Raw genomic sequence first — 13,479 nt, forward strand, 5'->3', positions numbered from 1 at the left:
TTTGTTTAACGTGTTAGATATAATGTGTTTATATGTTTAAACTTATAAACACAATGGAGTGATTTAAATGCAGGCCATGGTAATTGAGAAATACGGGAAAGATGTTCCCTTGTTACGGAAAGAAATGCCTATTCCTCAGATCGGAGATCATGATGTATTGGTGGAAATCCATGCAGCAAGCTTAAATCCAATTGATTTTAAAATAAAAGAGGGCAAGGTAAAGCTCCTGCTGAATTACAAGATGCCATTGATCCTTGGAAATGATTTTTCCGGTGTTGTGGTCAAGGTGGGTAAACAGGTGAACGCTTATAAACCTGGAGATGAGGTATATGGCAGACCCCGTAAAGACCGAATTGGAACTTTGGCTGCATACATTGCTGTCCATGAAGAAGATATCTCGCTGATGCCCCAAAACTTAAACTTTGAAGAAGCAGCATCCATACCACTGGTCGGTCTTACGACATATCAAGCCTTTTACGATATTTTGAACCTTCAGAAAGGCCAAAAAATATTAATTCACGCAGGATCAGGAGGAGTGGGCACGTTTGCCATCCAATTGGCCAAATTAATGGGAGCTTATGTTGCCACTACTGCCAGCGATAGAGGATACGAATTGGTCCAATCCCTTGGCGCGGATCGTATCATCAATTATCGTAAAGAGAATTTTGAAGAAATGCTGTCGGGATATGATGCCGTGTATGACACGATAGGAGGCGAGGTACTAGAAAAATCCTTTCAAGTACTAAAGCCAAATGGAAATATAGTATCTGTTTCCGGCTTGCCGAACGCGAGATTCGGTCGAGAAGCCAACTTGGGCTGGTTAAAGACAACATTGCTATCGATTGTGAGCCACAAGATTACAACTCTTGAGAAGAAAAACCAAGCAAGATATCATTTCCTGTTTATGAAACCAAGCGGGATGCAATTAGAGCGAATAAAGAGTTACTTGGAGGAAGGTCTCATCAAACCCGTGATTGATAAGGTTTATGATTTCAAGGATGCCGGGCAAGCGTTTCGGTATCTTGAAAGTGGAAGTGCCAAAGGAAAGGTCATCGTGAAAATGAAGTAAGCGTTCAAAGGAGATGAATACCGTTCTTGTCCAAATGGAGGGCAAGAACGGATACTATAATACTCTTTATTTTATCGGTATCCAGATTTGAGGTGGCTGGTGAGGTCCTGGATATACTTCAAGCTCAGGTATACCCGCATGCTCGTAAGGGTTGGAAGGGAACCATTCAGAAATAATCTGCTTCCATAAACGCTGCATACTGTCTGGCATCGGACCTTCAACTTCAAAGACACTCCATTTGGAAGCTGGAATTGTGAATGATGATAACCCTTCAGGTACTTCGCCATCATAAGCCGTAGCAATCCAATATTCCATCTGCTTCTCCTGAATTTCGTTCTGATCCACACATACACCAAGCAACCCTTGGATTACACCATTATTCAATTCAAATAAACGATCTTCTGTACCGCTCGTATATGCATCCTGCCACATCTTGCCTATGCCTCGTAAGTTTTCCCCATCAATATAAGAGAAAGCCTGCTTTATCCCTACTAATGTAAACGACGCTTGTTCAACAATTCTGTGATTCATTGGTTCTGCTCCTTTTAGACTTAATTGAATAACCAAACGATTATACGATTTGACAGAGGTACTGTTCTTACGTGCTTCACTGGGGGCAATTCCGTGCTGTCTACGAAAGGCTTTGGAGAAAGATTCAGGAGTGTCATAACCATACTTGAGCGCCAGATCAATGATTTTGTAATCACTCTGTATCAGTTCATTGGCTGCCAATGTTAACCGTCTTCGTCTGATATATTCGGCTACCGTAACATCAGTTAATAGGGCAAACGTACGTTGAAAATGAAAGGGAGAAATATGGGCTTGAGCTGCAATTTGCTCCATAGTCATATTTTCGAGTAAATGTTCTTCCATATATGCAATAGCTAGCTGTAATGATTCGATCCAGTTCATACGATTAACCACTCCTTGATTCCTATAATAGATGAAGACTGATCCAAGAACCTGTCATTATGTGCTTTCATTTGTCCGGTTAGGGAAAGCGGGGGAGGGTGACCCAATAGACATGAAAAAAGATGACCTCTGGTGAATTCAAAGGCCACCTTTTGGCAAACAAAAAAAGAATTGAACGAAAAATAACGCTATGATATAATCGTTAGCGCCATTGACAAACAAAATCAAAGTATGTACTTGTTTTTATCCCTACTTTAATTTTACATCTGGAATTTTGATTTGTCAATGCTCTTTTTCATCCCAAAAATAGGAAAAGGAGTGGTTCGGAGAGATGCAATCAAAAGATTGGCAACTGGAACAGGAACGTCTGGAGTCTGTAAGGAACAAACTGCAGGCCAAAATCACAGAATTGGAGCCAGAGGTTGCCGGAATGCGTGACCAGGCTTCGGAAATTCGCAAGCGCTTTTGGGAAGAGGTGACGATCAATACCAGCACCCACGAAGATTTCGAAGAGACCTTCTATACCATTAACCAGCAGTCTGCGGTACTGGCCGAGCGGGAACGTGGTCACATACGGTTGATGCAGCAATGGAACAACATGAAGCGTTTGCTCCCGTCCCCTTATTTTGGCCGTATCGACTTTCAGGAGAAAGGTCTGGCCCTCACCGATCAGATTTATATCGGCGTATCTTCTTTTATGGACGAAGACGGTTTGAGCTTTCTGATCTATGATTGGCGTACACCGATCGCGAGCATGTATTACGACTCTTCCCCCGGCATAGCGTCCTATGTGACTCCGATTGGACGAATCGATGGCACAATGGAGCTCAAACGGCAATTTCAGATCCATAACGGACAAATCCGCAATATGTTTGATGCTAACGAAACGATTGGAGACCAATTGTTGCAACAAGTGCTCGGCAAAGGTGCAGATTCACAAATGAAAAGTATCGTGGCAACCATACAGAAGGAACAAAACGCCATTATCCGTAATGACACAAGCCGAATGCTTATCGTACAAGGAGCAGCCGGTAGCGGTAAAACTTCCGCAGCCTTGCAGCGGGTGGCGTACTTACTATACAAACATCGCCAGACGATCAGCGCTGATCAGATCGTCCTTTTCTCACCAAATCCGATGTTTGGCAGTTATATTTCCACTGTCCTTCCGGAGCTCGGCGAAGATAACATGCAGCAGACTACTTTTCAACAATTCCTCGACTATTGGCTTGGCTCTTCGTTGCGTCCAGAGGATGTCTTTGATCAGATTGAATATGTACTGACCTCGCATGAAGCTCCGGGCTATGAGGCTCGGCTTCAAGGGATCGAATATAAAGCTTCCGATGCTTTTCTGCAGGCCTTGCAGAACTATGGAAACTGGTTGGGACAGGAAGGTATGCGATTCAACAGCATTCGGTTTCGGAACCGTGATTTGATTACTGCAGAGCAAATGAAAGCCAAATTTTACGGTTATGATCGGTCCCTACCCTTGCTAAATCGCGTTGTACTCTTGCAGGAATGGCTGCTGAAAGAGCTGGCTTCTCTGGAACGCAAGGAACGTGAAGAGTCGTGGGTACAGGAAGAGTTGAATTATCTCGACACTGATCAGTATGCGGATGTCTTTGAAGTGCTGCATAAAGATAAGGAAGTATTCGATATCGCGGAACAGTACGCCCAAATTCGCGAGAAAATAAGCAAGAAGCGCCGAGAAGACGAAGGTGACTTTGACTTTGCCCAGAAGGAGGAGGAGCTGCTCGGCCGTAAGATCGTGAAAGAACGTTTTAGCCCACTAAGAAAAAGTGTCAAGAAATTCGCGTTTGTTGATATCAAAGGTATATATGGTGAATTGTTTGTTGACGAAGCAGCTTACCGGCAGAAAACAAATACTGAGGTTGTCCCATCGCTATGGCTTGAGATATGCATTCAAACCAAGGAAACTCTGCTCCGGAACGAGTTGTTTCATGAGGATGCGACTCCCTATTTGTATGTAAAAGAACTGATTGAAGGTGTCCGGACGAACACGGAAATCAAGTATGTCTTCGTTGATGAGGGTCAGGATTATTCAACATTTCAATATGAATATCTCAAAAAGTTGTTTCCCCGTGCCCGAATGACTGTGCTGGGCGACTTTGGGCAAGCGATCTTCACGCAGGCTACCAAGTTGGCCGCAGCTGATTCACCACTAGTCCGTCTCTACGGTGAAGCCGAAACAAGCCGTTTCTCTCTAGTACGCAGCTATCGCTCAACGAAGGAAATCGTTGAGTTTACAAGAGCGATGCTTCCAGGCGGAGATGAAATTGTACCCTTTGAAAGACATGGCCTAAAGCCCCTGCTGACGAGAAGCATCGACAGGGAGAAGCTGAATACACAAATGGTTGCAGATATCGCTGCGCTAAGAGCCGAGGGCTTTGATTCCATCGCTATTATTACGAAGACCGCCGCCGAAAGCCTCAAGGCCCATGAATCGTTACAGATTCAAGGAGGTGAAGCGTTGCAGCTCGTAACGAAGGAAACGTTCAACTTTGAAAAAGGTGTAATGGTCATTCCTGTTTATCTCGCCAAAGGTGTCGAGTTCGATGCCGTCTTGGTCTATGATGCTTCGTCTGGAACTTATGGTCGAGACAATGAACGCAAGCTTCTTTATACGGCGTGTACGCGGGCTATGCATCGGCTTCATCTATACACGACGGGCGATTGGTCGCCTTTCATACAGGCCTTGCCAGCAGATTTGCATGAGGAATCGGAGGTCTATACAACGGAATAACTTTGCCGGTATTTTCTGATCTAGCTGTGTATAAGAATAGAACAACCCAAATAAGTAACACTAGTCGCCTTTGGGCGACTTTTTTTTGAATTTTCAAGTCATTATAGCGACGAACTTGTTAGCGACAACCTTTGGATTATTTCCATATTGTTATACTCAGCATAAATTTTATTATATGGGTGGACTAAGGTTACAGTTATATAATAGTAATACGAACTAGAAGAATAGATTACATACATAAAGGAATAGAGGAGTTGGGATCATGTTAACCAAAATGAACTTGCAGGGAAGCTGGGAGCTTCAACTGGATGAACATAAACAAGGCGTTCAAGGCCCATTTGAAGACACTATAACACTGCCGAACACAACTTCTCATGCGCGCAAGGGTAGGAAGAATGATGTGGCTCACATCGGGTCTCTGACTGATGAATATTCATATGAAGGATGGGTATGGCTGAAACGGGAAATTGATATACCAGCTACACATGCTAGCAAGAGATGCAGTTTGTATCTGGAACGCACGCGTATAACGAAGTTATGGGTCGATGGTGAAGAAGTTGGAACACAGGATAGCCTTAACACCCCCCATGTGTACAGTTTGCCGGAAGGACTACTGGAGGGAAAACACACCCTCACCATCCGGGTTGATAATACGGACTATCCGACGAAAGGCGGGCATCTTACATCCGCCGATACTCAGACCAACTGGAACGGAATTACCGGGAAGCTGGAGCTTCATTTTTACCACGACGTGCATATGGGTGAGGTACAGATCTATCCCGATGCGAAAGAGCGATCCTTTAGAATCGCAAGTACTTTGTCCAAATCGATACCAGGTACTGTATTGTCTGTTACTGCGCAAACCTTCAAGCCTCTTTTAGAAGAGACTCATGGATATATAGCTTCAGACAGAAATCATGTGGTGAGTGAGCAAACCTACCCATGCAGTCAGGACGAAGTGAATGTGCTCTACAAGATGGGAGACGACGCATTGCTCTGGAGTGATTCGGACCCACATCTGTATGTGCTGACCCTTAATCTGTTGGGTGAACATGGCGATGTGCTGGATACAACCGAAATCATAACAGGACTGCGAGATTTTGAAGCTGCTGGAGATTCTTTTACTATCAATGGTCGAAAGACTTTTCTTCGCGGAAAACATGATGGTTTAATCTTTCCACTTACAGGTTACGCACCAACCGATGTGGATGATTGGCTGCGAATCCTGAGCATTTCCAAATCATATGGTATAAATCATTATCGTTTCCATACCTGCTGTCCGCCTGAAGCAGCGTTCACCGCTGCAGATATGCTTGGCATCTATATGGAGCCTGAATTGCCATTCTGGGGTACAATCACGGATGAACTCGACCCACAGCATAATCAGGCTGAACAGGACTATCTTATTCGTGAAGGCTTTGCCATGCTCAAGGCGTATGGGAATCATCCTTCTTTTGTCATGATGTCACTCGGTAATGAACTTTGGGGAAGCAAAGAAAGACTAAATGCCATTATCAAAGCGTATAGAGCATTTGATCCACGACCTCTGTACACTCAGGGTTCAAACAATTTTCAGTTCACTCCGCACATTCTAGAGGAAGAAGATTTTTACTGTGGTGTGCGTTTTTCCAAAGATAGACTTTTCCGCGGCTCCTATGCCATGTGTGATGCCCCGTTGGGTCATGTGCAAACCGACGTGCCTGGTACTCTGAAGGATTACGACAACATGATCTTGCCCGTTGGGACAGTTTCGGAGAACGAGGGAATTCAAGCAGAGGAATCTGAAATTCAAATTCAATATGGCACGGAGGCCAAGACCGTGAAAGCCGCTTCTGTTGAACAACAGCTCATTCCACACCTGCCCGTCATCTCCCATGAAATTGGACAATATGCCATGTATCCGAATTATGAAGAGATCGAGAAGTATACCGGGTCGTTGAAAGCAAAAAACTTTGAGGTGTTTCGGGAACGATTGCAGTCCAAGGGAATGGGACATCTGGGTGAACCCTTTTTCAGAAACTCTGGCAAACTTGCCGTTGACTGCTATAAGGAGGAGCTTGAGGCGGCATTTCGATCCAATCATCTGGCAGGGTTTCAATTGCTTGATCTTCAGGACTTTAGTGGACAGGGGACAGCACTGGTAGGTATTTTGGATGCCTTCATGGATTCGAAAGGGTTAATTACTCCCGAGGAGTGGAGGACGTTTTGCTCCGATGCAGTCCTTCTGGCCCGATTCGAGAAATACAACTACAATTCAGGAGAAGATTTCAATGCCCACATTCAATTAAGGTACTACCGAGCAGATTCATTGACAGGTCATGCTGTGGTGTGGGAATTACGTGATTCGGATCAATTGCTTGCGCGAGGAAAAGAAGAGATTTCCTTTATCTCTGGCGAAACTTGGTTTGAAATAAGTCAAATCAAGTTCAAGCTGCCTGATGTGAAAAAGATGACGCCAATCACTCTATCCCTGCATATTCCAAATACCGATATTCGGAAACAATATGACCTTTGGGTATACCCTGATCATGATGTGACAGCTATTGAACATGACCATATTTATAAGGAATTGTCCAATGGAGTCATTAGCTTGCTGGAAAAAGGGGAGAGTGTGCTTCTGCTTCCAACACTCGAGGATAACGATAATTCAATCGAAGGCACATATTGTACCGATTTCTGGTGTTATCCGATGTTCCGATCCATTTCGGAAAGCATGAACAAGCAAGTGCCGGTCGGCACGCTTGGTCTTCTAATCGATAACGCGCATCCAGCATTGAAGCACTTCCCAAGTGAGACGCATTCCACGTATCCTTGGTGGCATATCGTCATGAATTCACGGTCTATTATTTTGGATAAGGTTGCCGCGAATGTTCAGCCTTTCGTTCAAACTATCGATAATTTTGAACGTAATCATAAGCTGGGGCTGCTGTTTGAATGCCAGGTTGGAAAAGGCAAGCTGTTGGTTGGGGCGCTAAATTATGATAAATTGATTAGCCAAACGGAAGGGCGGCAATTGCTTTACAGCCTTGCACAATATGTGAGAAGTGAGGAATTCCAACCGGAAGCCCAGATAGAGATGGTTGAGCTTCAACAATTGTTCGGCAACAAATAGAACCTTCATTATGTAGGTTATTAGCTACAAGAACATCCACCGACAGATTCGCCTTAACAAACGAGAAGTTTGTTCTCAGGAACTAACAAGAAACCCTTCAAACTGTTTTTCAGTTCGAAGGGTTTTCATTAATGATAGAAGCTTAAAAGTGTTACTACTGTTTTATTCCAAAAGCATTGATGTATCAACAGCAACACCATTAGTTAACGAGATTATTATTATGTAAACTAAATATATTGTCAGTTTCATTTTCTTTTTTACTTTAATGACATAAAAAATCCATCATATGTAAACCGTAATGGGGTACGCATGAAGGAGGATACATATGAAAAGTCATGTGCATCAAAAAGAAGAAGATAAACTGAGCTGGATTAGTCTTTCCTTATTTGGAGCAGGATGTACGCTAGGAACCGGATTTTTCCTCGGAACAAGTCTGGCTATTCATTGGTCCGGTTTATCCGTGCTTGTACTTTTGGTGCTGGCTGCTGCAGGGACCTACTTTGTTTTTGGAGCATTGGCTCAGATGACGGCAGAAGATCCGAAGGAAGGGGCTTTCCGAACATATGCCGGGGAAGCGTTCGGCCCATGGGCCGGTTTTGGAAGTGGATGGATGTATTGGTCTTCCGAAATGCTGATCATGGGGAGTTCATTAACGGCGCTGGGATTGTTCTCTCAATTTTGGTTTCCCAAGTTTCCATTATGGGTGTTCGTTGCGGTATATGCATGCATTGGATTGTTCATCGCCGCATTGGGAGCCAAAGGGTTAACCCAAACGGAGAATGTGCTCGCCGTAATCAAGCTAGCTGCAACGGTTGCTTTTATCGGGATTGCAGCAGCGGCTTGTCTTGGCTGGTTAAATGTAAAGATTACACCGCAGAAAATAACGAATGAATGGTTCCCTCACAAAATAAAAGGCGTGTGGACCGGGTTTATTTATGCTTTTTTTGCCTTTGCTGGGATTGAGGTCATGGGTTTAATGGCAGCCAAGCTGAAAGAACCTAAGGACGCTGTGAAGTCAGGAAGAGTGATGTTGTTAACCGTCAGTACGCTGTATGTTGTGGCGATTGCCTTGATCCTGCTACTGGTCCCCGCTGCTAAGTTAACACCAGATGAGAGTCCTCTCGTCAAAGCGATGTCATCGATTGGGTTTACGGTCGTGGTTCATATTCTCAACGGAATTTTGATAATCGCTGGATTCTCCACGATGGTTGCATCAATCTATGCGATTACATCCATGCTGGTTAAATTGGGTGAGGACGGAGATGCACCGAAGATGTTTACGAAGACTTGGGGAAAAAAGAGCATGCCCCTGTATGCATTAGGATGCACTGCGGCCGGATTAATCCTTTCTACTCTCCTGGCATTATGGATGCCTAAGAGCCTATTCGAATATGTAACAACCGCAGGCAGCTTGGTATTAATGTATACCTGGCTTTTGATTTGCATCACGTATATCAAGAAAATGAAGCCAACGAGTTGGAATCGGATCAAAGTATGGATCGCCATGGTCCTTATACTTGCAGCAGTAGCTGGCACGGCTATGGAAAAAGCCAGCAGAAGAGGTCTGCTGGCCAGTATAGGTCTTGTTGTATTGATAGCCTTGATCACTTACATTGTAAACAAAGTACGAAAACCGCGACCATCTCCAACCACTGAACCATCAAAGACTTGAAAGGGTGTCTCGTATAAGCTATTTTGTCATTTTGCTAATGGCTTGCTTCATGCGCATGAATGGGCACTTGGAAGGGGTCTGCTCGTCATCGGGCAGGAAATATTGTTTCCATTCCAGGTTATCCTGCTGTCCATACCACATGAGGGAAGGATGAGCAGGAATGGCATCATAGGCTGCTAACCGCTTGCGGATCAAAGTTTTCATTTTCCGGCCAAGAGGTGTGTTGTCATTAATCGATTCAAACACCCATCGTGGTTGAAAAGCAAACATAAGATAGGGGAAGTGCCTGCTGGCTCTAAGCTCGTGCGCGGGAGTGGCACAGAAACAAAAGTAAGGCTCCCCGCCAAAGCAAAATTCCCATGTCGCTTCATGCGGATCAGTTGAAATATGTTCAGGCCAAGAGGCGGTATCGAGTGAGCTTACCCGGTTAAGCATCTCCCAGAACAAGGACTGATACTGCTCTACCGTAGTGTTGTTTCTCAAATCATCTGTTGTATCGCAAATGACAACCAAAGAAGCATAATGTCCCGTATCCCGAGAAATGGGACCATATTGACGAAGTAATTCCGCCATGTCTTCAGCAGAAGCTTGTGTACGTGGATCCCTTGTGAATCCATATCTCAGATGTCCTGAGAGAAAACCCATACGTCCAGGTACACAAGGATACGTATTATCCTCATCTGCAATCATATTGGAAAATTTTGAATACGCGTCCTGCTGCCATTCGGGCAGGCCTTTGAATGATGCATTTATTTCATCGGCACTGTACAGCTCTGCCATTGATTCCCCAACTCCATTCCACATGATACCGTTAACGTATTAATGCGGATGGTGTTGGGTGACTGTCCAGTGTAGTTTTTAAGTTAGAAAAAGATAGATCGTACAGCTTCAAGCCCGAAGTACAGGCCAAAACCAATCAGGCAGATACCCGAGATGATGGAGATCCAACGCAAAACGGTTTCGTTGCTGCGTTTATGGAATCGACTGGCCATGCCAGCCATGATGACATCCCATACAAGGATGCCTATGAAAATACCAGAACTGTATATTAGCAGATGAGCGGTATCGGTATGCTTCACGGTTGTAGCGAGAATAGAGCCGTAAATGCCGAGCCAGAATAGAATATTCAGGGGATTGGACAGGGCCATGAGAAAGCCAGAGACAAAAGATTTCCCAACCCTCGCTTCTGCTGTAGAAGAGGCCTGAATGCCGTCTTTTAACTTGGACAGTGTTTCCACACCGGTATACACCAGAATAAAGCTGCCAAATGACCAAAGAAACGAGCGCATGAACGGCGTGTCCAGAAAATGAGCAACTCCAAAGTAGATCAGAAGCATGTACACCAAATCTGCAAACATGGCACCAAGTCCCAAAATCCAGGCATGCATAAATCCATGGCGGGCTCCGCGATCCAACTGAGCGGCATTGATCGGACCAATTGGAGCTGATAGTGAGATTCCCAGAATAATATAACTAAACAGTACAGACATGTACGCGTTCACTCCTTAACGGGTTCGACGAATTGTACCGGTAAGTCAGACCATATGGGTACAAGTCATCGTATTCCCGACTGGAGCAAATTAGAACAAGCTGTGCGTCGCTTAATCTGCCATGGATTCTACATCCAGCTGAATGGCTGTGCAATGAAATCCGTTGCATGAGCTCTCTTCACATGGGCAGGCGGATAAACCGATAATCAGATCGGTCAGTGCCTCCATCTCCACATAGTCACCGGCGCGCGAATCTGGAGCTACAACGTCAATCTTGCCAAGATCATCTACAACCGATTTCATAAACAGATTAAACGGATAATGCTGATCCGGCGGCAAGATCCCGAACGGTTCAAGAGCCTGATTTAGGTTATGATAGCAGCTGGCATGATCCTTTTTATCGTATAAAACTTCATACATTTCCGGACGACAGGCGGAGTTGAAAAAATCATGAACACCAACCGTGTCACGAACGATCTTAAGCAACGGCTGATATTGATTGGAATACACGGTTTGTCCTGGTTTGATCCGGTAGGACCGCAGTACGTCCATCGTTACACCTGGGTCTAGTCGATTATTGGCATTTTGAGCATCATATGCAACAAAATCAACGACCTGCTGCCCCTCCAAATCGGTCACCCGAATTAATGAACCCTTATTTACCTTAACGGCATAACCCGTTTTGGCCGGGATGCGAACAGACTGTTTGTGGCGTTCCGTTGTATTCATATTCATTCGTCACATTCCTCCGCTGTTTTTGCTTTCAGTATGCGGAGCTGACATGGCTTTCATGCATTTTGGCAAACATACGGCTCCGGCTCACATTGAAAATGATATAGATTGTAATCAGAGTTTATACTGGAAACAGTGGATTACCCTGCATGCCGACCCATAGTTCGGATGTTTCCAGCTGACCAGCCAGATGAAGCAACCAGTCTTCACGGCCTTTCGTTGCCATAATTTGTACACCCATGGGCAGGCCTTCAGGAGTCAGGTGAACAGGAACACTCATGGCTGGTTGACCTGTCAGATTCGCGAGCTGAGTGAACGGTGTGTAGGTAAGACTTGGTTCAAACATCTCATAAATCAACTGTTGCTGCTGGATCTTGTCCAAATCACTAATGCGCATCAAATACTGAATCTGTTCATCATGAGGTGTCAATTCTCCAATCTTGGGAGCGGAAAAAGCATTGACGGGTGTGACATAAAAATCATACCGTTCAAACAACGTAGACATCTGAGCTGCGGCAACATCCCATTCGGCCAAACTATGTACGAATTCGGCAGCGGATACTTTTTTGCCGGCCTCAGCCAGAACCCAAGACTCGATCTCCATATCATCAGAGGTTAATGCTCTACCCATAGAACGTTCCATCGAAGAGATCATCGCCGCCATTTCGCCGCTGTTCATCATGTAATAGTTCTCCATTAATTTGACACCATTCACCGGACTTAGTTTTTCTTCAACCTCATGACCTTGTTCTTCCAGCCAGCGGACTGTCTTATATACAGCTTGTTTGGCTTCTTCACTCACTGGTGTACCTACAGGCGAAGCTGTCGTGTAAGCAACTCTCAGTTTGCGTTGATGAGGGTAGTTCATATCAGCCAGATAGCTGCCTGGGAAGAGGGGAGCATGAAACGCAGCTTCCGGTTGAATCACTTGCAATGTATCCAGTAAAGCAGCGCTGTCGCGAACGGAACGGGACAAGGCAAAATCAATCGAAGCACCCTGCCACTGACGGCCAACCCCTGGTCCAACAGGTGTCCGTCCACGTGTAGGTTTGAGTCCGAACAAGCCGCTGAATGAAGCAGGAATTCGGATGGAACCGCCGCCGTCACTTGCTCCTGCAATGGGGACAATACCCGAGGCTACTGCGGCAGCGGCACCGCCACTTGAACCGCCTGGTGAGTGATTCGTATTCCATGGATTTCGAGTTGGACCGTGAAGACGGGGTTCGGTAATGTTTTTCAGGCCAAATTCCGGCGTATTGGTATGTCCAATGATAATGAAGCCTGCATCGCGCAGACGGGAAACGAAATTGGAATTCCGTTGTGAACGATGCTCACGGAGAAGGTGGGAACCTGAGGTGAGAATTTCACCTTCCAGGGATTGAGAGATATCTTTCAATAACAAGGGCACGCCGGCAAAGGGTTGCTCTCCCGGATGAACCATACTTGCTTCCTGGCGAGCGCGTGTTTCATATGTACGAATGACTGCATTGAGCTGCGGGTTCACTTCTTCCAGGCGAGCATAAGCCGCTTCAAGCAATTCGACAGGAGATATCTCCCGAGCGCGAACCAATTCAGCCAAACCTATGGCATCGTAAGATGTATATGAAAATGATGAAGATGAAGACATGATGATCGTTCCTCTCTAAATTAACTTGATCTATTATTCCCTAAGTCATCGTACCATCGGAATAGTAAAAAGACAAAAGGCACTATACATCTCTAAGGATGTGC

Annotated in this window: 9 protein-coding genes; 4 read left to right on the forward strand and 5 right to left on the reverse strand. The window is 45.1% G+C overall.

All coding sequences use genetic code 11. From position 1 onward, the window contains the following. Window positions 1-67: 67 nt before the first annotated feature. On the forward strand, window positions 68-1,069 hold the full coding sequence (locus tag RS891_RS15595; RefSeq protein WP_315796040.1) for an NADP-dependent oxidoreductase: 1,002 nt from the start codon (window positions 68-70) through the stop codon (window positions 1,067-1,069). A 66-nt stretch (window positions 1,070-1,135) separates the two neighbouring features. Here the strand turns inward: RS891_RS15595 and RS891_RS15600 are convergent, their stop codons facing one another. Then, window positions 1,136-1,981, reverse strand: a complete 846-nt coding sequence (locus RS891_RS15600; RefSeq protein WP_315796042.1) for an AraC family transcriptional regulator — start codon at window positions 1,979-1,981, stop codon at window positions 1,136-1,138. Window positions 1,982-2,312: 331 nt separating this feature from the next. On the opposite strand from RS891_RS15600, the gene helD reads away from it, so the two are divergent. The 3 genes from helD (at window position 2,313) to RS891_RS15615 (ending at window position 9,526) form a co-directional block, all read left to right on the forward strand. Next, window positions 2,313-4,742 carry an RNA polymerase recycling motor HelD gene (gene helD / locus RS891_RS15605; protein ID WP_315796044.1) on the forward strand — a complete coding sequence of 810 codons (2,430 nt, stop codon included), beginning with the start codon at window positions 2,313-2,315 and terminating at the stop codon, window positions 4,740-4,742. Between the two features lie 262 nt (window positions 4,743-5,004). Further along, window positions 5,005-7,854, forward strand: coding sequence for a glycoside hydrolase family 2 TIM barrel-domain containing protein (locus RS891_RS15610; RefSeq protein ID WP_315796046.1), 2,850 nt, complete (start codon window positions 5,005-5,007; stop codon window positions 7,852-7,854). Window positions 7,855-8,179: 325 nt separating this feature from the next. Beyond that, on the forward strand, window positions 8,180-9,526 hold the full coding sequence (locus RS891_RS15615; protein WP_315796048.1) for an amino acid permease: 1,347 nt from the start codon (window positions 8,180-8,182) through the stop codon (window positions 9,524-9,526). An 18-nt stretch (window positions 9,527-9,544) separates the two neighbouring features. Here the strand turns inward: RS891_RS15615 and RS891_RS15620 are convergent, their stop codons facing one another. The 4 genes from RS891_RS15620 to RS891_RS15635 all read right to left on the reverse strand — a co-directional run bounded on the left by RS891_RS15620 (window position 9,545) and on the right by RS891_RS15635 (window position 13,375). Then, the gene (locus RS891_RS15620; protein WP_113054711.1) at window positions 9,545-10,306 is read right to left on the reverse strand and encodes a YqcI/YcgG family protein; all 762 of its coding nucleotides are present in this window, start codon (window positions 10,304-10,306) and stop codon (window positions 9,545-9,547) included. An 83-nt stretch (window positions 10,307-10,389) separates the two neighbouring features. Further along, a complete protein-coding gene (locus RS891_RS15625) occupies window positions 10,390-11,016 on the reverse strand; it encodes a LysE family transporter (protein ID WP_113054710.1) in 627 nt (208 codons plus the stop codon). A 111-nt stretch (window positions 11,017-11,127) separates the two neighbouring features. After that, window positions 11,128-11,751 (reverse strand): DUF1989 domain-containing protein, encoded by a 624-nt coding sequence (locus tag RS891_RS15630; RefSeq protein WP_315796051.1) that lies wholly within the window; start codon window positions 11,749-11,751, stop codon window positions 11,128-11,130. A 118-nt stretch (window positions 11,752-11,869) separates the two neighbouring features. Next, complete coding sequence (locus RS891_RS15635) at window positions 11,870-13,375, reverse strand: amidase (RefSeq protein WP_315796053.1); 1,506 nt, start codon at window positions 13,373-13,375, stop codon at window positions 11,870-11,872. Window positions 13,376-13,479: the final 104 nt, after the last annotated feature.

Source organism: Paenibacillus sp. BIC5C1 (assembly GCF_032399705.1).
In the GTDB taxonomy this organism is placed as follows: Bacteria; Bacillota; Bacilli; order Paenibacillales; family Paenibacillaceae; genus Paenibacillus; species Paenibacillus taichungensis_A.

What these genes read in the sequence shown, in the direction of transcription:
- RS891_RS15625 (WP_113054710.1), bottom strand. Translation starts at nt 11,016, where the DNA reads ATGTCTGTACTGTTTAGTTATATTATTCTGGGAATCTCACTATCAGCT.
- RS891_RS15630 (WP_315796051.1), bottom strand. Translation starts at nt 11,751, where the DNA reads ATGAATATGAATACAACGGAACGCCACAAACAGTCTGTTCGCATCCCG.
- RS891_RS15615 (WP_315796048.1), top strand. Translation starts at nt 8,180, where the DNA reads ATGAAAAGTCATGTGCATCAAAAAGAAGAAGATAAACTGAGCTGGATT.
- RS891_RS15610 (WP_315796046.1), top strand. Translation starts at nt 5,005, where the DNA reads ATGTTAACCAAAATGAACTTGCAGGGAAGCTGGGAGCTTCAACTGGAT.
- RS891_RS15595 (WP_315796040.1), top strand. Translation starts at nt 68, where the DNA reads ATGCAGGCCATGGTAATTGAGAAATACGGGAAAGATGTTCCCTTGTTA.
- RS891_RS15635 (WP_315796053.1), bottom strand. Translation starts at nt 13,375, where the DNA reads ATGTCTTCATCTTCATCATTTTCATATACATCTTACGATGCCATAGGT.
- RS891_RS15620 (WP_113054711.1), bottom strand. Translation starts at nt 10,306, where the DNA reads ATGGCAGAGCTGTACAGTGCCGATGAAATAAATGCATCATTCAAAGGC.
- RS891_RS15600 (WP_315796042.1), bottom strand. Translation starts at nt 1,981, where the DNA reads ATGAACTGGATCGAATCATTACAGCTAGCTATTGCATATATGGAAGAA.
- helD (WP_315796044.1), top strand. Translation starts at nt 2,313, where the DNA reads ATGCAATCAAAAGATTGGCAACTGGAACAGGAACGTCTGGAGTCTGTA.